Annotated in this window: 20 protein-coding genes and 1 pseudogene; 11 read left to right on the forward strand and 10 right to left on the reverse strand. The window is 66.9% G+C overall.

What is annotated here, in order from left to right; translation table 11 throughout:
* Window positions 1-74 precede the first annotated feature (74 nt).
* The 4 genes and pseudogenes from J2808_RS18845 to J2808_RS18860 form a co-directional block, all read left to right on the forward strand.
* Window positions 75-797: a class F sortase gene (locus J2808_RS18845; protein WP_309819697.1), complete on the forward strand. Its 723-nt coding sequence runs from the start codon at window positions 75-77 to the stop codon at window positions 795-797.
* Window positions 798-847: 50 nt separating this feature from the next.
* The gene (locus J2808_RS18850; RefSeq protein ID WP_309819699.1) at window positions 848-1426 is read left to right on the forward strand and encodes an RNA polymerase sigma factor; all 579 of its coding nucleotides are present in this window, start codon (window positions 848-850) and stop codon (window positions 1424-1426) included.
* Window positions 1413-2222, forward strand: a complete 810-nt coding sequence (locus J2808_RS18855) for an anti-sigma factor domain-containing protein (RefSeq protein WP_309819702.1) — start codon at window positions 1413-1415, stop codon at window positions 2220-2222. Before J2808_RS18850 ends, J2808_RS18855 begins: the two co-directional genes overlap by 14 nt.
* A 96-nt stretch (window positions 2223-2318) precedes the next feature.
* Window positions 2319-2567, forward strand: a pseudogene (locus tag J2808_RS18860) (flavin reductase family protein); the annotation flags it as partial.
* A 155-nt stretch (window positions 2568-2722) separates the two neighbouring features.
* Here J2808_RS18860 and J2808_RS18865 read toward each other — a convergent pair.
* Window positions 2723-4159 carry a glycosyltransferase family 39 protein gene (locus J2808_RS18865; protein WP_309819708.1) on the reverse strand — a complete coding sequence of 479 codons (1437 nt, stop codon included), beginning with the start codon at window positions 4157-4159 and terminating at the stop codon, window positions 2723-2725.
* 542 nt (window positions 4160-4701) lie between these two features.
* On the reverse strand, window positions 4702-4863 hold the full coding sequence (locus J2808_RS18870; protein ID WP_309819710.1) for a GNAT family N-acetyltransferase: 162 nt from the start codon (window positions 4861-4863) through the stop codon (window positions 4702-4704).
* Window positions 4864-5222: 359 nt separating this feature from the next.
* Between J2808_RS18870 and J2808_RS18875 the strand changes: the two genes are divergently transcribed.
* From J2808_RS18875 to J2808_RS18890, 4 genes are all read left to right on the forward strand, one after another.
* Complete coding sequence (locus J2808_RS18875) at window positions 5223-5741, forward strand: flavin reductase family protein (protein WP_309819711.1); 519 nt, start codon at window positions 5223-5225, stop codon at window positions 5739-5741.
* Window positions 5738-6031: a hypothetical protein gene (locus J2808_RS18880; RefSeq protein WP_309819714.1), complete on the forward strand. Its 294-nt coding sequence runs from the start codon at window positions 5738-5740 to the stop codon at window positions 6029-6031. Before J2808_RS18875 ends, J2808_RS18880 begins: the two co-directional genes overlap by 4 nt.
* A 14-nt stretch (window positions 6032-6045) precedes the next feature.
* On the forward strand, window positions 6046-6543 hold the full coding sequence (locus tag J2808_RS18885; RefSeq protein WP_309819716.1) for a hypothetical protein: 498 nt from the start codon (window positions 6046-6048) through the stop codon (window positions 6541-6543).
* A gap of 76 nt (window positions 6544-6619) precedes the next feature.
* Window positions 6620-7894, forward strand: a complete 1275-nt coding sequence (locus tag J2808_RS18890) for a serine hydrolase domain-containing protein (protein WP_309819718.1) — start codon at window positions 6620-6622, stop codon at window positions 7892-7894.
* 28 nt (window positions 7895-7922) lie between these two features.
* On the opposite strand, the gene J2808_RS18895 is transcribed toward J2808_RS18890, so the two are convergent.
* Window positions 7923-8777: an HAD family hydrolase gene (locus J2808_RS18895; RefSeq protein ID WP_309819720.1), complete on the reverse strand. Its 855-nt coding sequence runs from the start codon at window positions 8775-8777 to the stop codon at window positions 7923-7925.
* Window positions 8778-8961: 184 nt separating this feature from the next.
* Here J2808_RS18895 and J2808_RS18900 point away from each other — a divergent pair, with 184 nt between their 5' ends.
* Window positions 8962-9267, forward strand: a complete 306-nt coding sequence (locus tag J2808_RS18900) for a putative quinol monooxygenase (RefSeq protein WP_309819721.1) — start codon at window positions 8962-8964, stop codon at window positions 9265-9267.
* Between the two features lie 73 nt (window positions 9268-9340).
* Here J2808_RS18900 and J2808_RS18905 read toward each other — a convergent pair whose 3' ends face one another.
* The 6 genes from J2808_RS18905 to J2808_RS18930 are packed head-to-tail and all read right to left on the reverse strand — an operon-like array spanning window position 9341 to window position 17232.
* Complete coding sequence (locus J2808_RS18905) at window positions 9341-9874, reverse strand: dihydrofolate reductase family protein (RefSeq protein WP_309819723.1); 534 nt, start codon at window positions 9872-9874, stop codon at window positions 9341-9343.
* A gap of 50 nt (window positions 9875-9924) precedes the next feature.
* Complete coding sequence (locus J2808_RS18910) at window positions 9925-11112, reverse strand: VWA domain-containing protein (protein ID WP_309819725.1); 1188 nt, start codon at window positions 11110-11112, stop codon at window positions 9925-9927.
* A complete protein-coding gene (locus J2808_RS18915; protein ID WP_309819726.1) occupies window positions 11109-13376 on the reverse strand; it encodes a DUF5682 family protein in 2268 nt (755 codons plus the stop codon). Before J2808_RS18915 ends, J2808_RS18910 begins: the two co-directional genes overlap by 4 nt.
* A gap of 3 nt (window positions 13377-13379) precedes the next feature.
* Complete coding sequence (locus J2808_RS18920; RefSeq protein WP_309819728.1) at window positions 13380-14489, reverse strand: ATP-binding protein; 1110 nt, start codon at window positions 14487-14489, stop codon at window positions 13380-13382.
* Complete coding sequence (locus J2808_RS18925) at window positions 14486-15937, reverse strand: DUF5691 domain-containing protein (protein WP_309819730.1); 1452 nt, start codon at window positions 15935-15937, stop codon at window positions 14486-14488. Before J2808_RS18925 ends, J2808_RS18920 begins: the two co-directional genes overlap by 4 nt.
* Window positions 15934-17232 carry an SWIM zinc finger family protein gene (locus tag J2808_RS18930; RefSeq protein WP_309819731.1) on the reverse strand — a complete coding sequence of 433 codons (1299 nt, stop codon included), beginning with the start codon at window positions 17230-17232 and terminating at the stop codon, window positions 15934-15936. Before J2808_RS18930 ends, J2808_RS18925 begins: the two co-directional genes overlap by 4 nt.
* A gap of 118 nt (window positions 17233-17350) precedes the next feature.
* Here J2808_RS18930 and J2808_RS18935 point away from each other — a divergent pair, with 118 nt between their 5' ends.
* Complete coding sequence (locus J2808_RS18935; protein ID WP_309819732.1) at window positions 17351-17833, forward strand: HAD domain-containing protein; 483 nt, start codon at window positions 17351-17353, stop codon at window positions 17831-17833.
* A gap of 33 nt (window positions 17834-17866) precedes the next feature.
* On the opposite strand, the gene J2808_RS18940 is transcribed toward J2808_RS18935, so the two are convergent.
* A complete protein-coding gene (locus J2808_RS18940; RefSeq protein ID WP_309819734.1) occupies window positions 17867-18706 on the reverse strand; it encodes an alpha/beta fold hydrolase in 840 nt (279 codons plus the stop codon).
* A 60-nt stretch (window positions 18707-18766) separates the two neighbouring features.
* On the opposite strand from J2808_RS18940, the gene J2808_RS18945 reads away from it, so the two are divergent.
* The gene (locus tag J2808_RS18945) at window positions 18767-19705 is read left to right on the forward strand and encodes a 5'-3' exonuclease (RefSeq protein WP_309819736.1); all 939 of its coding nucleotides are present in this window, start codon (window positions 18767-18769) and stop codon (window positions 19703-19705) included.
* The last annotated feature ends 164 nt before the right edge of the window (window positions 19706-19869 follow it).

The following is a 19869-nucleotide window of genomic DNA, read 5'->3' on the forward strand; positions in this document are numbered from 1 at the left end:
GCCGGCAACCAGCCGGCGGCCGGGCTACCCCTCATCAACCAAAGCAGCAGGTGCTTGTTGCGGGAAGGCCGGTCATGAAGCAAAGCACGACGACGGCAGGCGAGTCCCGCCGTCGTGCGTCCGTTCGCTGGCGGGTCGCGTTTGCAGCCGCGGCGGCACTGCTGCTTCCCGCATGCGGCCCCACAACCCCGTCCGTGCCGGAGGCAGCTTCCACGGCGGCCACGGCCGGAAGCGCTGCGGGCGGGAATCCCTCCCCAGGAACCACTGCGCCGCCAGAAGCTCCGGCACCGACGACCCAAACACCTGCAGAAATCCCGGTGCGGCCAGCAACACCGCAAGCCGCGGCGCGTGCGGCGCCGGTTCCGACCTCGCTCACCGTGGCCGGAACGTCCATCAACATGGCCGTTGTGCCCGTGGGTGTGGCAGCCGGCGCCGCCATGGAAATACCGGAGGCCTTCGACCGGGCCGGCTGGTACCGGTTCGGCCCGGCCCCCGGAGCCGCCGCAGGCACCGCCGTCATCGCCGGGCACATCGACACCACGTCGGACCGGGCGCCCTTTTCCCAGCTGAAGTCGCTGGCTGCGGGGACGGCCCTGCAGGTGGGCAGGCAGGATGCGCCTGCTTTGACCTATCGTGTGGTCTCCGTGGAACTCATGGCCAAGGACAGTTTTGACGGTGATTCGCTGTTCCGCCGCACCGGCCCGCACGAACTCAAGGTGGTCACCTGCGGCGGCCGGTGGCTGGACGAACGAATGGACTACAGCGACAATGTGATTGTCACCGCGGTCCTTGAGTGAGCGGTGATCCAGCCGTGGTTCTCGTCACCGATGCCGGGAAGGAATCCAGTTTGGCACTCCCTGACCAGGCGTCCTCCGGGTGGGACGATGGGCTCACATCCTCCTTCATGGCGGGCGACGAACGTGCCCTGGCAGCGGCCTACCGTGAGTTCGCTCCGCTGGTGCACACGCTGGCCCTGCGTTCCCTGCGGGACCGATCCGCAGCTGACGACGTCACGCAGGAAGTCTTCATCCGGGTCTGGCGTTCCCGGAGCACCTTCAACCCCCAAGTGGCACGGCTCCCCGCCTGGATCGTGGGCATTACCCGGAACGTCATCTCCGACGCCCAGTCCGCCTCAAGCAGGGAAATCCGGAAAGTCCTCGCAGTCGCCGGAGTCCGGGGACCGGACGAGGCGGATCCCGGACTGGAAACCGCCGAGGTCCTGGCCGACAGGCTGCTCCTGGACGGCGAGCTGGACAGGCTCGGCGAACCCCAGGGGTCCATCATGAAGCTCGCCTTCTTCGAAGACCTGACGCATGAGCAGATCTCCCGGAAACTTGAACTTCCCCTTGGTACGGTCAAGAGCCACATCCGCCGCAGCTTGTCCCACCTGAGAAACAGATTGGAGGTAGACCATGCCGCATCTTGATCCGGAACGGTTGAGCCTCCTCGCGCTGTACGACGACGGGCTGGACGAGGAGGGCCGGGAGCATCTTCGCAGCTGCAGTGCGTGCACGGCGGACTACGCGGCCCTGCGCCGCGCAGTGGACGCCATGAAAACCACACCGGACGCCAACAGCCTTGAGGCCCCCGGCCCGCAGGTGTGGGCCGGCATTCACCGGGAGCTGGGCCTGTCCCAGGCCGTGCAGGAAGACCCGTTGTCTTCGGTCCGGCGAGCTGCGCCGGTACCCGAAGTCGCACCAGCGCCCGCAGAGGCGCGGCTTCCCCAACCCGCCCGCCAGCCCGAGCCGACGCAGCCGCGGGAACAGCTGCAGACCGCCGGACACAGCCGGCGGACGGCTGCGTGGTGGCAGCGCCCCGGAACCTGGCTGGCCGCTGCGGCGGCAACACTGCTGGTGGCCGGAGCTGCGGTGTGGAGCCTGAACCGGGCCCCCCAACCGCTGGCCCAAGCGGAACTGACCCCGCTCGCCCAGCACTCCGCCACAGGTTCCGCGAAGGTGATCAGGGCCGCGGACGGCTCCCGCACGCTTGAAGTGAAACTCAGCAAGGACGAGGCCCAGGGTTACCAGGAGGTCTGGCTGATCGCCCCGGACCTCTCACGGCTGGTCAGCCTGGGCGTCATGAATTCGGACTCTGGCACCTTCGAGCTGCCCGCCGGCCTGGAACTTGCCGATTTCCCCATCGTGGACGTCTCCGACGAGCCCGTGGATGGAAATCCCGGGCACTCAAGCGTCAGCATCGTCCGCGGCACGCTCAATTCCTGAGTCGCTCCGCCGCATCGTTACTCCATGCTTCGGACCGTGAAGCCACGTTGCTTTGGGCGTCGGCGCATTTCAGCCTCGTTTGTAAGGGGTCAGGGCATCCTGCCTGCCGGGCACCAGCACATGGCCGGTCAGTTTGCCCGTTCCGGAACCGACAAGTTTGCCGGCGTGGATTACTGCCCGTCGCCGCTGGGCAATCCAGTCCTTGACCAGGCGCTCGCCTGGGTGGACTGCGAGCTTCATGAAGAGAACGACGGCGGCGACCACACCATTGTGGTGGGAGCGGTCCGCGCCCTCGGCGCCCGGGAGGGCGCAAAACCGCTGCTGTTCTTCAAGGACGGTATATGACGTCGGTGACTTGACCGGCTACATCTGCTGGCTTCGCGTCCGGGATCCCCAGATTGGCCGTCCACTCTCCAACATATGGAGCGAGTCATGGCAGTCCGCCGTCGGCACGCACTCCAACGACACCCTCAGTGAGGACTTTCCGAGCTTTCTGGGAATTACGGACAGGGGGTCGCCAGAGTCAGCCTCGCGATGTTGAATGCTGAAGTCCAGGACTGTCGTGCACAAAATCCTACGGGCAAGGGCCGGTCCCGGAGGACCTCGGCGAGAATCCACACCCGCGAGTAACCCTGCAAGCGCTCGGCTTGAAATCTGACAGGAACCTGAACATCCATGAACGTTCCCTCTTGCTCTGCCGGACTCGCCACTAATGGCTCGGGAAAGTGCTGGCCTCGTAGGTGATATCTAAGGGTCAAGGCCAGGAAATCCGGGTTCACGAGGGCGTCACCGGGCCTCGCGTTGGCCCCCATTACCGCAGCGAACTGCTGCGGTGCCCACAGGTGCCCGTCGGCAGCCCTTGCGCTAATTTGGCTTGGGAGTGTGGCGGCCAAAAGACAAACGAGTCCCGCCGCCACTGCCACCCGCGCTCGCCCCAAGGCGGCGAGCCTGACCACCAACGCCGCAGCGGGAATGACCATCGCCGGAAGAGTCCAAAACACGTACCGGGGCGTGTACACCGGTGTGACCAGCTCCGAAGCGCACCATAAGAGGACCGGAGGAAGAACCCACCAACTGGCAAAGAGCGCAATATCCGTCCGGGACCTGACTGTCCCGGCGGCCAACCAGCGATAGGTAGCAAAAGCAATCAGTGCGGCCAGCGCCACAGGCAAGTACCACACCGCCTTACTCTGCCCTACGAGATCCTGAACCGCCGCCGGCATTGTCACGGACGTCAGCCAAGAGACTTGCTTCACCTGACCTAAGACGAACAGTGCCGCCACAGCGGTGGGGAGCGCCCCGCATGCTGCCACAACAGCCATCCTTCTGTCTCTGCGGGCCACGGCGTAGATGAAGTGAATTCCGCTGGCCATTCCCGCGAAAAGGTGAGTTGCTGGCAAGAAGATCATGAGTGCCAGATATATGGCAGTAGTCCTTCGAACGTAGCGATCGCAAAGTGCGACAAATGCCCACGTTGCCAAAGTCGCGACGGCCAGGGACCACGAATATGGCCGGACCTCTTGGGAGAACCTCACCCATGAATAGGCTGTGATCATCAACAGGGCTGCAATCCACGCGGTTCTTGCGCCGAACAAGTATCGGCTGAGACCTGCGGTTGCGGCGACGCCAACCGCACCGCCAACGGCCGACGGCACCCTCAGCCACCACAAGGAGTCTGAGACGCCCATCCAAAAGTGCATAAAGGTGTAATACGGCGCAAAATTCAGGTCCTGGTGGCTTAGCAGGCGGAACAAGCCGGACCATGGCAGATTGGCCGCCCACCACGTCGCGGCCTCGTCAAAACCGATGCCGGGGGTGCCGATTCCGATCATCGCAGAGGCAAATGCGCACACTGCAATGATTGTCAGCTGGCGCCTGGCGCTAACGCCCCGAACTCGAAAGAAATTCGTCGAACGCCGGTTTGCAAGGGAAAGCATAGTCGGAGACCTCTCCTGGTGAGGACCAGTCGAGAACCTGACAAGTCGGAGTCCCGATGGTGGTTGCTAGCCAGTTGATCAAGCCGGGTGCGGTGAGCGAAACCGGGCTGGCTCCCGGTGAGTGGGAAGCCGAACCACCTTCATTCCGGCCTTCCATACGCTCTGTATGTTAGGTCGAGCCTTGGTTCGCCAACCAGAACGCCAGCGGAACTCTGTGGGTATCCGCAGCTCTACTGTGGATCCACGCTGACTCAACTGGCCGCCGGGATTCCTTCGGGTCTGAGTCGCTGCGCGTAGGAACGGCGGTCTACGAAGTGGCGCGGTCCGCCGGGGTCCGGTGGCAATCCATCCTGCTCCGGCACGTCCTACCCAACGCGGTGGCCCCTGTTCGGGCAACCCTCGGCCCTGGAATTCGGGATGGCCGTCCTCTCCATTTTGTCCGTGAGCTTCCTGGGTTTCGGAGCCTCGCCGCACACCACGGAGTGGGGATGCCTGGGCAGGTGGGCGTGACTACCTTGTCGCCACCTGGTGGCTGGGACCATTCATTCCAAGCCCGTGTCCAGCACCATCCGGCGGGCGCCTTGCTCGATGGATAGTGCCACCGACTCTTCGACCAGTTTCCAAACAATACCGGAGCGCCGCGCTTCCGGAAGGACGGCGACGAGGCGGAGTTCCGTTGTCTCGCTCCGTCGCTTGGCGGGCACGCGGAGACCCCAACGGCGGGAGGCTTGCGGTGCCCCCTAGGGCTCCGGTGTCCACGTTCTCTGCGACGAGAAGACGCCCTCCCGGGCGGGGGGCAGCCGCGTCGAGCAGCAGGGCGCGACGCTCGAGGATCGGCTGCGATTGGCAGGACAGGTGGTGCCCGCAGCCCGTTTACTCGGCCGGCTAATTTTGGGACTGAAGGGTTAAGGCGCAGGTCAACACCACGTGGAGGAACCGGATCGTTACTTCATGCTTCGGACCGTGAAGCCGCGTTGCTTTGCGCGTCGGTGCATTTCACCCGCGGTTGTACGGGGTCAGGGCGGGTGGTTGGTTTGAATCACCGGCTTTGAAAGGAAAGAACATGACGGAACATTTTGATCTCACCCCCCAGCGTCTGCGTCACGTCCTGGGCCACTTTGCCTCCGGGCTGACAGTGATCACAGCGGCAACACACAACGGCCCGGCGGGCTTCACATGCCAGTCCTTCTCCTCCCTCTCCCTGGACCCGGCCCTGGTCACCTTCAACCCGGCCCGCAGCTCCAGCACGTGGCCGTTGCTGCGTCAGGCCGGACGCTTCACAGTGAACATCCTGCCCGCCGGGCACCAGCACCTGGCCGGCCAGTTTTCCCGTTCCGGTACCGACAAGTTTGCCGGCGTGGATTACTGCTCCTCGCCGCTGGGGAATCCAGTGCTGGACCAGGCGCTCGCCTGGGTGGACTGCGAGCTTCATGAAGAGTACGACGGCGGCGACCACACCATTGTGGTGGGAGCGGTCCGCGCCCTCGGCGCCCGGGAGGGCGCAGAGCCGCTGCTGTTCTTCAAGGGCGGCTACTTCGACGGCGTTCCGTCCCCTGCCAAATTGCTGGAGAGCATCGCATGACGGCAGTCGAGTCTGGCCCCCGCAGGCGCCGGCGGCGCCCCGTCCGGAGGGGGCCGGACACCGTGCCGGAAGGGGACGTTAACGGCGGTCCTGAATATCCCGCCCAGGACTGGTCCGGGATCGAAGTGGACACCACCGTTGAAGTCACCCCCGCGGAGGGACTGCCGTATGTCGCTCGGGTAGATGCCAAAACGCCTGACTCGGGGTTCGTCTGGGTGGTCAGCCTGAAAGGTTCCGGCCGCCAGTTGGTCGGCAGCCGCGACGGCGTCAGCCTCACTCTCTATTCCTGAAGGACGTACTTGCCGTGATCGGGACACTCACCCACAGGATCCAGATGATATGCGGCGACGAGCTCTCAATGCTCCGCCGCCGGATGTACGCCCTCGGATGGCAGGACTTCCACGAAGGTGCTGTTGATGTGGCCGCCACAGCCATGGCCCGCAAGCCCTCCTGCGTGAACCAGGGCGTCAGCGTGGATGTGGTGTGCTTCGCCCTCGGCCCGTCAGCGGAGGCTGCCGCGTTTATGATTTCGGTCGCCATGCATGTCCATCCCCAACGCAGTCCCGGTGCCGTGTATTGGGAAGAAGCCGATGCCTGGGCTCAGGCGGTCGCCGGCCACGGGTGGTTCAGCGTGGAGCCGCGTGGCAGTAGGGAAAATGCATCGGGCCGGGTCTTCCACTATGCGCTGATCGGTGAAGCACGCACGCCCAGCTCACCCAGGAGACGGGGTTGGCAGAAGTTGCATCTCCCTGACCTGCACCGGCGGTCCTGCAACCCGGGCCCGAGTATTGACTCGTTCTGAAGCCGTGGGAGCATAAAAGTGTCGGGACAGCCCCGCTCCACGGCGGGCCGGGAACCGGCAGGCAGAAGGTTGTCCGATGTCTGGGCACGGCGCAGTCGGATCGTCGGTCAGGGCTGCCGCCATTGCCGTCGCGGCTGCAGCCGGCATGGTGCTGGGCGGATGCACCTACGAAACAGAGTTCGACTTCCGGGAGCCCGCAGCGCCGACGTCGGCGCTGCCGTCGGCAGCCGTACCCTCTGATCGTCACCAATCTCTCAAGTTCCCCGGCCTCGAGCCAAAGGCACAGCTTAAGCACGACAGCCAGGAGCTGATCAACGCCGGTGCCTCTGCGGTCCTGCTCGAACTGCGCGTGGGTGCGGAGGCCTGGACCTATGCCGCCGGCGCACGTAAGCCCGGGGGAGAAGCTGCCCGGGCCACGGACCCCATCCCTGCCGGTGACATCACCCAGTCCCTCGTGGCCGTCTCCGTCCTCAAGCTCGCGGACGAGGGCAGGCTGTCCCTTGACGAACCCGCCAGCTCCTACCTTCCGGAACTGCCTAACCTGTTCCCCCATGAGGAGCCCTACACCGTGCGGGACCTGCTCCGCCACACGTCAGGCATGCCCGACTACTACACCGCCCTGCTGAACTCGCCCGAACTGCAGCAGGCCCTCGCCACCCGGCGGGGCCCTGAGGACAAACTCGCCTTGGCAGCTGCTCTTCCCTGGCAGCGTTACCCCGCCCAATGGGCCAGCTACTCGAATTCCAACTACATCGCCCTCGGCCTGATCGTCGAACGTCTCCGCGGGAAGCCTCTCTCGGACGTCCTGCGAGCCGAGATCTGGCAGCCCCTCAACCTCACTGGCACCAGGCTGACGGACGATGGACCGGTACCTGACGACATGGTCCATGGGTATACGCTCATCGACGCTGAACCCGCCGACGCCGCATTTGCCGCCCTGCACGTCGGTGCCGCGGACACCGGCCTCGTCTCGACTGTGGGTGACCTCAACACCTTCTTCGGTGCCCTGCTGGATGGGCGGCTGGTGACGCGCGATCTGGTAGCGGAAATGCAGGGCCCCATCCACGCCAAGTTTGGGCTTGGCCTTTACAAATGGAAGGACTCCTGCACGAACGGCTTCTACGTTGGCTATGCCGGCGACATCCCGGGATATGGAAGCGTCGCTATGGCCAGCGCCGACGGGAGCCGGCGGATCGCCCTGGCGGTTGCCTACGCACCAGCGCCGTTGGTCTATGGCACGAATATACTGGACGGTCGCCTGACGGGAATCGCGGAAGGCGCCCTCAATGCGAGCTGCCGCTTTGGCAGCGGTGTCACGTTCGGGGAAGAGGCAGCCGGCCCGCACGAATAGGTGGCCGGAGGCTGCGGTTAGGTGTGCCTCAGATGAGGCCGAGTTCAGTGAACGCGTCAACCAGTCCTTCCCGGTGCGGCGGCGCTGCCGTGCGGTCGGCCAGGGCGAGGAGTTCCGGCGAGGAGCCCTCGATGGCAATGCCCACACCCGCGAACGCGATCATTTCGAGGTCGTTCTGGCCGTCGCCGATCGCAACGGTGTCCTCGCGTTCGATGCCGAAGTGGGCTATGACGGCCGCGACGCCGTCGGCCTTGCTGATGCCGCGCTGGTACAACTCGCCCGCGTGCCGCCCTTCATTGGCAATTGAATTGGCGACGACGGCGATGTCCGGACCGATTTCTTCCGCGATTTGCTCCATGGGTACCGGAGCCTCGAAGACAGAGACTTTGGCGAACGCGGCCGCCGCCCGGTTGGGCGTGACACGCACGGATCCGAGGATCGCCGAGGCGCCCTTCGGCTGGCCCTCCGGCGCGCGCCGGAAGTGCTCCTCGATGATGGCGCGGAGCCGTGCCTCGGCGTGCGGGGCCACATGCAGTGAATCCTGGGCTTCGAGAATGTAGACGGCATCGTGGGCGTCGAGTACGGCTACGGTTCTGGCCGCGAGGTCGGCGGGGAACCGGCGGTCCAGCAGGACTTCCCCATCCACCTCTACATAAGCTCCGGCACTTGCCACAAGGCCGTCAAAGCCGGCTCCGAGGATGGTCTCCGGCAGCATGGACACCGGGCGTCCAGTGCACAGCAGGACCTTGTGTCCGGCCGCCCGCGCGGTGCGGACCGCCTGCACATGGCCCTCAGGAACAATCCCGTAGTCCGCGTAGGTTCCGTCCACATCCAGGAAGACGGCTCGGATGGTTGCTGTGGGGGTGCTTGGTGTGGAGCTCATGATCCGGGATTCTACAGGGGCGACGAGGATGCCCTGCAGATCGGGTTTGGGTTATGCCGCCGGCTGGCGCCGGATTTGAGGCCACCTGAGTGGCGTTCCGGCTGGAAGCCTGACCTGCCAGCTACGATGATGTGGCTGCCGGTCCCCAACCCGGCCGCAAGGCTCAAGAGCAAGGAACGCTGATATGGCACAGACATACTTCGACGTGGTTGTTCGCTACCAGGTGAAACCCGAAGAAACGGAAACCGTTCTCCGCCTCCTGGGCGAGATGGCCGCAGCCACCCGCACGGAGGAGGCAAATCTGTCCTATGAGTACTTTCAGGGCGTCGAGGACCCCACCCATATCGTGATCCTGGAGCGGTACGCGGATGCCGCTGGCTTTGCGGCCCACCGTGAATATGAGCATGTCCGCAGCATCGGCGCAGAGCAGATCATCCCGCGCCTGGCACGCCGCACCATTCAGACCTTCGAAGCCACGGCGGATGCTTAGTTCCGTCCGCTAAAGACTGGGGTCCGGCCACGCGCAGTAGCGGCCGGCCGGTCCGCCTGTTTGGGCTGGGGTGTTATTGCCTCAGCCCGTAATTCAGCAGCGCGATGCCGGACGGGTAGGAGCGGCATTCCCGGAGTTCCAGCTTCCGCCATTGGCTGATCCTGCCGATGAACGGCACACCGCCGCCGAGGATGACCGGCACCACTGCGAGGCCTAATTCGTCCAGCAACCCCAGCTCAATGAACTGGGTCAGGAGCTGGCCGCCGCCGAAGACACAGATGTCCTTGTCGCCGGGGATGGAGGACTTGATCCGGGCAACAAGCTCTGTCAGATCGCCGGAAAACAGCTGGGTATTCTGCCCCGTGGCCATGGTTAGGTCGTGGGTGACGACGTACGTCGGAATGGCAGAGCCACCGCCGCCGCCCATTCGGGCCACCTCACGGTAAGTGTGCGCGCCCATGACATAAGCGCCGGTCCTGCGCTCAGTCGCCTCAAAACCGTAGTCTTCATCCTTGGCCATGGCGTCGTTCAGCCATGACAAGTCGCCGTTCCCAGAACGGATGTATCCATCCAGGCTCATAGCCATCCCGCCGAAGACGGTGCCCATGTGGCTGACGCTAGCGACCCCCGACCTGACGGTCAAGGGACCGGCATGCATCAGGTCGCATGCGACGTCGCAATGTCGTGAGTGGCGGCCCATTCGCTGACGTCCCTGCGTTCGATCGCCGCAGCCATCAGCTCAGGAAACAGGTCCGGCGTGCAGGCGAAGGCCGGGACGCCGATGCCCGCGAGCGCAGCGGCGTGGTTGGCATCGAAGCTGGGGTGGCCACTGTCACTGAGGGCCAGGAGGGCAATCAAGGTGGCTCCTGATCCGACGATGGCAGCGGCGCGCCGCAGCATCTCTTCAGCGATTCCGCCCTCGTAGAGGTCACTGATCAGGACAAGGATTGTGTCGGTCGGCTGGGTGATCTGGCCTTGGCAGTAGGCCAGCGCCCGGTTGATGTCCGTGCCGCCGCCGAGCTGCACACCGAAGAGCACATCCACCGGATCCTCCAGGTCCTCGGTGAGGTCAACCACCTCGGTGTCAAAGACCACCAGCCGGGTGCGCACGGACCGCAGGGAGCTGAGGACGGCCCCGAACACACTGGAATACACCACGGATTCGGCCATTGAACCGGACTGGTCGATACACAGGATGATTTCGCGCTGCACCTCGTTGCTGCTCCGGGCGTAGCCGACGAGCCGCTCGGGCACCACCGTGCGGTAGTCCGGCTGATAGTTCTTGAGGTTTGCGGCGATGGTGCGGTTCCAGTCGATGTCCCGGTGCCGGGGCCGCCGGGTCCGCGCGGCCCGGTTCAGCGCACCCGAAACGGCCTGGACGGTTCTGGCGCGCAACCGCTCCTCCAGCTCTCTCGTCACCTGCCGGACCACTGTTCTTGCCGTCTCACGGGAATGCTCGGGGATAACCCTGCCCAGTCCGATGAGCGTGCTGACGAGGCTGAGGTCGGGCTGCACGGTGCGGAGCATCTCAGGTTCAAGCAGCAGTTGCCGAAGACCAAGCCTGTCCATGGCATCCGCCTGCATTACCTGCACTACTGAGGACGGAAAGTAGCCCCGGATGTCGCCGAGCCACCGGGCAACGCGCGGGCTGGACGCACCGAGGCCTCCGGGCCCTTTGTTTGGCGCATCGTAGAGGGCTTCCAGCACGCCGTCCCGGCGGGCATCATCGGCCGAGAGGACAATGCTTTCGCCGCCGTCCCTCAAGATGCCGTCGGCCTCATGCCCGCCGAGCACCATGCGCCACCGGCTGAGCCTGTCACGGTCCTCTGGATTCGTGTCAGTCACGCGATTGCCTCCCATCCCAGGATTCTTGCCATCGTGTGGATTGCCGGGCCGGCGCCGCTGATGTCCTGCTCAGCGACGTCCAGCCCCCGCGCGGGCGCTTGTGCGCGGCTGAGCTGCTCGCCGATCTCGCGCCGCTCAGGCCGGCTGAATGCGGAGAACGTCCTGCGCAGCAACGGCAGGACGTCGTCGAACATTTCGTCCTGGACGCCCGCAACCCAATCATCGACGATCTGCAGGAGGCGCCGGTCATGGATCAGCAGCACCGCGTCGCCGGACAGGAAGCCGTCCAGCCAGGCGGCGGCCTCGGGCGCCGGCGTGGCGATGGACAGCCGCTGGCTGAGGCGGGCGGCCACCTCATCCCGTTCCACCAGCCCGGCATCCAGCAGCAGGCGGGTGGCGCGGCCGGCGACAGACCCGTGGATCCGGTCCGAACCGGCGACGGCGGCCAGGGCCCGGTGCCAGTCGTCCAGTGGCAGGTCCGGCAACAACGACAACCCGTATTGAGCCGCATCAATGGCGTGCCGCATGGCGTCGGCAGCAGCGTCGTCCAGCCCGCCGCAGGCGACAGGCAGGCCGACGCATGCCCGCACTACGGTGGCATCGAGGATGGTGTGCACGCCGGTGACGTCCACTCCGCGCACATTCCCGTACCGGCAGGTCCGGGCGAGCGGGGCGATGGTTTCCATCAGCGGCGCGACATCCTGCTGCACTGCGGTTCTCTCGGCGAGCACCGACACTACAGAGCCGATACCGTCCGGCAGGTCGGCCAGCAGGCAGCTTTCGAGGAGTTCGCTGAGGTCCGCCAAGGTGCCGGAACCTTGGGCGCGTTCGGCCACGCATGCTGCCGCTGCCGCGGCGACAGTGGTCCCATAACGGCCGGCATCCACCACCGCGACGGCCAGTTCCGGCTGCCAGAGGAGCGTCCAGGCCTCCTTGAACGTGCCAGTTGTGCGTCCGGTGTCAGCCGGCGTTCCCCAGTCCACGCCCAAGAGGGCCAGCCGGTGCAGCAGCACTGAACGGGCCAGCTGGGCAGGCTTGCGGAGGTCGATCGACACGGCCTCTTCCATCGCCTTGGGCAGCAGGCGCAGCCGGCGCTGGGTAGCCGCCAGGTCAGCGGCGAGCGGCACGGTCGGCGCTGCCTCCGGCACGCTTCCCAGCCCGGGTCCGATGGTGAGCTCGCGGCGCACCAAAGCCAAGGGGAGTGGCGAGCCGTCGCAGAGAACGGCCTGCGCGGCGTCGTCCAGTTCTACCAGGCCGGGGCTGGGGCGGCCGCGGACGGCGGCCAGGGTGGCTGCCAGCCGGCTCGCCTCCACAACGGAGGCCGGCGACGCGTCGAGGTTCTCGCGGCGGAGCGTTTGGGCGACGCGGACCAGCCACGTGGTGGCCACATCAGCCACGGGGTCCCGGGCAGTCCAGTGGGCGAACAGATGCTGGTACCAGCCGGGCGCCGTGACACCGGCCCCGTACCCGGTTTCCAGGCGGAGCCGGTCCGATGTCCACGGCACCCATGTGACCGCTACCTTGGTCTTGGGCAAACCGGCCAGAAGCTTGTTATCCGCCGTCGCCGCGGGAAAGTTCGCCGGCACCAGGGCGGGGGCGTGATAGGCCCCACACACTACGGCGATCCGCGCGTGCCCCTCGCGCATGGCGGCCCGCAGGAGCCGCCGCATGGCGGCTTCGCGGCGGCTGTTCTCGACCACGTCGGCGTGCCCGTCGGGCCGGTCATCCACGGCGCGGATTTCCGCGATGGCATCGGTAATGGCCGCGAACCTTTCGATGGGGTCGGACGTGCGGTGCTCCACGGCGTCCTCCCACCAGCGTTCTGCGTCGCTGTATCCGGCGGCCTGGGCCAGCATCGAGATCGCATCCGGCCGGTAGGGCTGCGTCGGAGGCGGCGGCTGAACCGGCTCGGCCTCATCGTTGGCCTCATCGCGGGCCGCATGCAGTGCGAAGCTGTGCGCTGCCGGCAGGTCGATGGTCCGGACCGGGATCCCCACCGAGTGCGCCCATCTGATGGCCACCCACTCCGGGGAAAAGTCCGCCAGCGGATAGAACGTGGCCAGGCGCGGCTGGTCAGCAGCGTAAATCAGCGCCGCCACTGGCGGGACCATCCCGGCATCGGCAACCAGCGGGATGACCGGGTCGAGCTCCGGCGGTCCCTCCACCAGGACCAGGTCCGGCCGGATGGTTGCCAAAGCCTCGGCCACCGAACGCGCCGAACCCGGCCCGTGGTGCCGGATCCCCAGGACATGGACGTCCGTCATGGATCAGTTCGAGCTTTCGAGGTCGCGGCAGGCCCGGTAGAGGTCCTTCCACTCCGGCCGGTTCCGGACAACGGTCTCCAGGTACTCCTGCCAGATCACGCGGTCCTGGACCGGGTCCTTCACCACGGCCCCGACCAGGCTGGCCGCCACGTCCTGGGCACGGACGCTGCCGTCCCCGAAGTGGGCTGCCAACGACAGGCCATTGGTCATCACCGAGATCGCCTCGGCCGTGGACAGCGTGGCGGACGGGGACTTGAGGGTGGTGCGCTGGTCCTGGGTCAGGCCGGCCCGAAGTTCCCGCATCACCGTGACCACCCGCCGGATCTCGGAAAGAGCCGCAAGATCCGCCGGAAGTTCGAGGGCCGCGCCGAGGCTGCGCACACGGGTGGTGACGATTTCCACTTCCTGGTCGAGGCTGTCGGGAAGCGGCAGGACCACGGTATTGAACCGCCGGCGCAACGCCGAGGACAGGTCGTTAACGCCTTTGTCGCGGTTGTTCGCGGTGGCGATGACGTTGAATCCCTTGCGCGCCTGCACTTCAGCATTGAGTTCGGGGATCGGCAGCGTCTTCTCGCTCATGATCGTGATCAGCGAATCCTGCACATCCGACGGGATCCGGGTGAGCTCTTCGACCCGAACCAGGCTGCCGGTCTCCATGGCCCGCATCACCGGTCCGGCCACGAGGGCAGCGCGGGACGGGCCATCGGCGAGCAGCCGCGCGTAGTTCCAGCCATACCTCAGCGCCTCTTCCGGCGTGCCGGCGGTGCCCTGCACCACCAGAGTGGACGTGCCGGAGATGGCCGCGGCCAGGTGTTCGCCGAGCCAGGTCTTTGCTGTGCCCGGCACGCCAAGCAGCAGCAGGCCCCGGTCGGTGGCCAGTGAAGCCACAGCGATTTCAACCAGCCGCGCTGATCCCAAATACTTCGGGCTGACCACCGTGCCGTCGGGGAGGGTGCCGCCGAGGATGTACGTGGCTACGGCCCACGGGGAGAGCTTCCAGCTGGGCGGTCGGGGCCGATCGTCGGCGGTGGCCAGTGCCAGCAGTTCATCGGCGTAGGCGGTTTCCGCATGGGCACGCAGAATGTCCGGGGCGGTGGTCTGGGCATCGGTCATCGGAAGGCCTCCGTCAGGGATTGTCGGAACGATTGGTACTGCACAACATCCCGGAACACGCGGCGCCGGCTGGCGTCGTCGTCGGAACGTTGAAGCAGGTGGTGGCATTGAGCTGCCGCATCGGGCGGCAGCGCCAGCGGCAGGAACGGAGCCACCAGCTCAGCCAGGTAGCCCCCGTCCTTGGCGGCGAGCAGCTCGACGACGGCGTTGCCCAACGGCAGTCCCCACGGCCTCGGCACGTCGCGCAGCAGCGCGGCCAGGGCCATGGGCTGCAGGGTGCCACTGTTGATGTGGCGCAGAAGTGCGGGCTCCTGTTCGGCCGCCGGCAAACAGGACAGCAGCCGTGCGTCGGCGCGAAGATCGAGCAGGGCGCGTGCCCATTCCACGTCGGAGCGGAGGGCCGCTGCTGTGAAGATGCTCTCCACCACGCGGGGTTCGCGGTCGAGCATTGCCAAGGCCGCCGCCGGGTTCCGCCCGGCGGCGGTCGTCCACACGTCCAGCGGGGCGCCGCGGATGATGGTGTCCAGCCGCCCCAGCCGGTCGGGTTCGCCGGTGCGGGGTAACGGGGCGATTCCGTCGCGCACGGCGGCGGGGTCCGGGTCGGGTGGCAGGTCGATGTCGAACTGCCTGCGCAGCAGCCCTTTGACGCGGAGCAGGGGCGCAAGCCGGGTTGCCATCCGCTGGGCCCGGGCGCTGCCGGGGAGCCGGTCAAGCAGCGCCGCGGCGGCATCGCGGACAATCTTGGCCTTTTCGTCCAGTGCCCGTTCGAGCAGGCCTTCGTCATCCGGGCCGAGGCCAGTGGCGAGAACGCCCAGCTGCGCGGCGCGTTCCCGGGCGCTGAACCCGTCCCAGTCCTCGCGCAGCCGGTCCCGGGCGGCGGCCGGGTCGCTGCGCCGGAGCCGTTCAAGTTCCGTTGCAGCCTCGGCCGCTTTGGGCCCAGCCCCGGTGGCCGCGGTCCCGGGGAGCGTTCCGGAGGCGGTGGACCCGAGGCCCAAAAGCCAGCGGCCCCGGATGCCGATGGCCGGAAGCAGCTGCGCGGCCACCGCCGGCCGTGCCTCGGCCAGGGCCAGCACGGCGGGGAGTGAACGGTGTGGGACGCAGAGCCCGGCCCGGGCCGCGAACTGCAGCCAGTCAATGACAAGCCTCATTCGCAGCTCTTGGCCAACCGGCGGCTGGCTCAGCAGCAGGTCCAGGAGGCGGGCTGCTTCACCAGTGGCCGGCGGTGCAACGTCCGCTGGCGCCGGATCAGGGGTGTTGGCGGCGTCCGCCGTACCCGGGCGGCGGGCGGCACGGGTGATGACGTCGGCCAGGGCTGCCTGGTCGAGCAACAGTTCCTCGGGTGACACTTCGCCGGGAGGACGGAATCCCAGTCCGGGGACCGGCGCCGGCACGGCATGCCGTCCCGTGCCGATGAGCGCTGCGCTGCGAAGATCCGCCACCCAGGTCATGGCGTCACCACCGTTCCGTTGACAACGACGGACAGGGGCCGGACGCGCCCTTCCTCCAGTTCTCCGAACACGTGGACTGGATGGCCGCCGGTCAGTGCCAGCAGGGTGTCCGTTGGCGCGTCAATCATGAGGAGGGCATCGCCGGCACTGTCCCGCAGCCAGCCTGGATTGCCCGGGCAGACACGGACTCCGGCGAACAATGCGGGGTGACGCTCACGCCACGGGGAAAGCGCGACGGCGGTCCCTTCCGTTTCGAGCACGTCGGCGATGCTGCGGCCCTCACCTAAGCTGTCGGCCAGTCCGCGCGGGGTGATCGGGCCGGTGAACATCGCCCGCCGTGGTGCGGTGCCCGGATACCGGGCAACGGTGGCATCCAGCACGGCGCCGGCCAGCTGCGGTGTGGCGAGCGCTTCACCCTGCGCCGCGAAGTCGAGCACCACCACCACGGTGCCATCGGGGCCGCGAAGCCACGTGCGCTGCTGCTGGAGCCGTCCGTCGTCACCCCGGTGGGCACCGAGCACCAGCCACGGACCGGGCAGCGTCTCCGTGGCCTGGACGTCGGCCGACGGCGTCGCCCAGCCCAGTGCCACGCGCAGGTCCGCGAACTCGTGGACAGTCAGCTCGTCCCGTTTGCCCCAGGCTTTGGTCAATGCCCACCAGCGGCCGGTACGAAAGAGCAGATGATCGGCCCAATCGGCGCGGGCATGGACGTCCGATCCCATGGCCCGCACCTGTTCCGCCAGGCCCGGCAGCTGGGCGTCAACCAGGCGTCCCGCTGTAGCGTCCCACCAGGAATACGGCTGGTTGTGGGCAGCGGCCAGCCCCGTCCGCACCAGATCCGTAAGCCAGCGGGCGAAATCGGCGATCCCGGCATCCATCAGTGACAGCCTGTCGGCCAGCCGCTTGGCCTGGGCGGTCGGATCCGTCAGCTGCTCCGTCTGGCGCCGCTCTTTGGTGGCGGCCCGATCCGCCCGCTGGCTTGCCCACTCCTCGGCGAAAGCGGCAGTCTCCGCGCCGCCGTCGGCCATTTCATTCCGCGCCCACATCAGGAGCAGCGCCAGCGCATGCTTGCAGGGGAACTTGCGGCTCGGGCAGGAGCACCTGTACGCCGGGGCGGCAACGTCCACGCTCACCTGATAGGGAGTCTTGCCGCTGCCCTGGCACTTGCCCCAGACGAGGGCGTCGTTGCTCCCGCTCTCTGACCAAGGCCCCGGCCGCGCCAGCTTTCGGGCAGCCGCCAAGGAAGAGGGGTCGGGCGCGGCGCCGATCACTTGCTCTTCGCTCCAACGCCCCATGAAGCACATTCTGCCCGACGCCGCCAACTCCGCAAAGATGCGCGGCGGTGTGGCGCTGCGGATAACCAATACCGGACTGCCGGTGCGGCCACAGGTCCGCACGGGCTAGGGTCACGTTATGAAACCGCTGATCCTCCTCGACATCGACGGAGTTCTCAACCCGACGGCGCGGGCGGCCACCACCGGCGGCGAACCGCGGCTGGTCCTCTCCGCCGCGCGGGTTGCGCTGGTCAGGAGGCTGGCCCGGTGCGGACGGATCGCCTGGGTGTCGACGTGGCCCGCGGAACAGACGGCCGGGCTGGAGGCACAGCTGCAGTTGGATGAGCAGCCGCTGAGGGTGCCGCTGCCAGTCAAGGCGCTGAACGAGTCCGGCGCGGCGACGCCGAAGCTTCGGCCGGTCAGCAGGTGGCTGGCCAGGATGGAACTGCTCGGTGACGCAGACTGGGACTCAGTGGTGTGGATTGATGACGTGCTCGGGCCCGACGCACGGGACTGGGCCAGCCAGTACGGTTCGCCGGTCCTGTTGGAGAAACCGGCACCGGCCCGGGGACTGATGGACGTTCACGTTGTGGCGGTTGAGGTGTTCGTGGAAGACAACTGAGCCACCCCGGAGACCTGGTCACGGCTGATCAGATCACGTACCGTCCGACTGGTGCCAGCTAGCAGCACGGTCTGTGCCGGCGATCCGGTCCACGAAATCCAGGACAGCCGGGTGGGCGGGATTGATGACGTGGCCGCCTGTGACTTGAACCGTGTGGGTGAACGGCAACGCGCCTGACAGCCGTGCGTTGACAGCCCGGAAGGCTCCTACAGAGTCCTCGGCGGAGACGATGAGTGTTGGCCGGCGGATCCCGGCAAGGTCCTCTTCGCTCAGTTCCAGCGCGTCGTCGCTGAGGTCGAAGCCGTGGCCGTTGATTTCGGCGAGGACGGCGTTGCTGGTTCCGGCGAACATCTCTCGGAGCCCTGCGGGGAGTGCTTCCCAGGCCGCGTCGCCGGCAGCCTCCCGGATCACGGACTCGGCCAGCAGCCCGGGCTGACCGGACGCCAGTTCAAGCACCCGCTGCCGAAGGTTCCGGGCCCACGCCGCAGCGTCCGGATCGATGGTGAACAGTGCCGGCTCCAGGAGAACCAGCGCCTGCACTTTGTCGGGAAAACGGCGGGCGAGTTCGAGGGCAATGAGGCCGCCTGTGCTTCGCCCGATGACCACTGCCGGCCCGGCATGCAGCGCCGCGAGGAGGGCTGCGGCGTCGTCGACGTGTTCCACCAGGTCCATGGACTCGAACGGGACCGGCGGGGAACTGCGGTGGAAACCCCTGCGGTCATAGGTGATGCAGCGGCCATGCCGGGCGAGTTCCTGCGCGGCGTCCGCCCACAGCACCGCCGAGCTGGGCGTACCGTGCACGCCCAGGATGGGGAGCCCTTCGCCCCGTTCCTCGTAGTAGAGATCCACGCCGTTGACGCTCACTCGGGACATACAATCAGCGTATCCCGTGGGCCGCTGTCGTCGTGGGCTTCATCCGTGTCAGGATCAGGTATGTCCCAACGCCTGATGCTGCTCGACACCGCGTCCCTGTACTTCCGCGCCTTCTACGGCCTGCCGGACACCCTCCGCCGCGCCGACGGCACTCCGGTGAACGCGGTCCGCGGGCTGCTGGACATGATCGCGCGGCTCACCACCGATTACGGGGCCACGCATCTGGTCGCATGCTGGGATGACGACTGGCGTCCGCAGTGGCGCGTGGACCTCATTCCCACCTACAAGTCGCATCGGGTGGCGGAGGTGGTGGCCAACGCCCCGGACGTGGAAGTGGTGCCGGATGCGCTCGAAGCGCAGCTTCCCATGATCCGCAGGGTCCTGGAGCTCGCCGGGATTGCCGTTGTGGGCGCGGCTGACCATGAGGCCGACGACGTTGTGGGCACCTACGCCAGCCAGGCTGACCTTCCCGTCGACGTGGTGACCGGCGACCGCGATCTTTTCCAGCTCGTCGACGACGACCGCCACGCACGCGTGATCTACACCGCGCGCGGGATGCGGAACCTCGAAGTCCTGACTGACGCCGTCGTCGTCGGAAAATACAGGGTGCTGCCCCAGCAGTATGCGGACTATGCGACCCTCCGGGGCGACGCCTCGGACGGGCTGCCTGGGGTCGCCGGCATCGGTGAGAAAACGGCAGCGACGCTTCTTGGCGAGTACGGCACCCTCGACGGACTCCTCGAGGCAGCAGCGGATCCTGGCAGTGGCCTCTCCGCGTCCGTGCGGGCCAAGCTCGCCGCCGCCAGCGACTACCTCAAAGTAGCGCCCGTGGTGGTGAACGTGGTCCGTGACCTGGCGCTGCCGACGCTCGAGGAAGCCGGGGCGCAGCTGCACCCGGTGGTAGGCGAGTCACGGGCCGAACTGGAACGGCTCGCCGGCGAATGGAACCTGGGTGGCTCGGTGGCCCGGCTCCTCGCCGCGCTCGACCTTCGTCAGTAGCGGACGGCACCCGTCCGGACCCCAGCAGGAACGCAAGAGGGCAAGAACGCAAGAGGACGACGGCGGGAATTCCTTGAGTTCTAGCGGTCGTTGCAACACCCCGAGATTTTGGGAGTTGCAACGACCGTGCCGTCTTTAATGGAAAGATCGCGTTCCAACAGGAA

The sequence above is a fragment of the Pseudarthrobacter sulfonivorans genome, assembly GCF_031454915.1.
Classification (GTDB): domain Bacteria; phylum Actinomycetota; class Actinomycetes; order Actinomycetales; family Micrococcaceae; genus Arthrobacter; species Arthrobacter sulfonivorans_C.

Bases quoted from the DNA above. Each gene is read 5' to 3' on its own strand.
- J2808_RS18845 (WP_309819697.1), top strand. From the start codon at position 75: ATGAAGCAAAGCACGACGACGGCAGGCGAGTCCCGCCGTCGTGCGTCC.
- J2808_RS18855 (WP_309819702.1), top strand. From the start codon at position 1,413: ATGCCGCATCTTGATCCGGAACGGTTGAGCCTCCTCGCGCTGTACGAC.
- J2808_RS18865 (WP_309819708.1), bottom strand. From the start codon at position 4,159: ATGCTTTCCCTTGCAAACCGGCGTTCGACGAATTTCTTTCGAGTTCGG.
- J2808_RS18875 (WP_309819711.1), top strand. From the start codon at position 5,223: ATGACGGAACATTTTGATCTCACCCCCCAGCGTCTGCGTCACGTCCTG.
- J2808_RS18880 (WP_309819714.1), top strand. From the start codon at position 5,738: ATGACGGCAGTCGAGTCTGGCCCCCGCAGGCGCCGGCGGCGCCCCGTC.
- J2808_RS18890 (WP_309819718.1), top strand. From the start codon at position 6,620: ATGTCTGGGCACGGCGCAGTCGGATCGTCGGTCAGGGCTGCCGCCATT.
- J2808_RS18895 (WP_309819720.1), bottom strand. From the start codon at position 8,777: ATGAGCTCCACACCAAGCACCCCCACAGCAACCATCCGAGCCGTCTTC.
- J2808_RS18900 (WP_309819721.1), top strand. From the start codon at position 8,962: ATGGCACAGACATACTTCGACGTGGTTGTTCGCTACCAGGTGAAACCC.
- J2808_RS18905 (WP_309819723.1), bottom strand. From the start codon at position 9,874: ATGGGCACCGTCTTCGGCGGGATGGCTATGAGCCTGGATGGATACATC.
- J2808_RS18915 (WP_309819726.1), bottom strand. From the start codon at position 13,376: ATGACGGACGTCCATGTCCTGGGGATCCGGCACCACGGGCCGGGTTCG.
- J2808_RS18920 (WP_309819728.1), bottom strand. From the start codon at position 14,489: ATGACCGATGCCCAGACCACCGCCCCGGACATTCTGCGTGCCCATGCG.
- J2808_RS18925 (WP_309819730.1), bottom strand. From the start codon at position 15,937: ATGACCTGGGTGGCGGATCTTCGCAGCGCAGCGCTCATCGGCACGGGA.
- J2808_RS18930 (WP_309819731.1), bottom strand. From the start codon at position 17,232: ATGGGGCGTTGGAGCGAAGAGCAAGTGATCGGCGCCGCGCCCGACCCC.
- J2808_RS18935 (WP_309819732.1), top strand. From the start codon at position 17,351: ATGAAACCGCTGATCCTCCTCGACATCGACGGAGTTCTCAACCCGACG.
- J2808_RS18940 (WP_309819734.1), bottom strand. From the start codon at position 18,706: ATGTCCCGAGTGAGCGTCAACGGCGTGGATCTCTACTACGAGGAACGG.
- J2808_RS18945 (WP_309819736.1), top strand. From the start codon at position 18,767: ATGTCCCAACGCCTGATGCTGCTCGACACCGCGTCCCTGTACTTCCGC.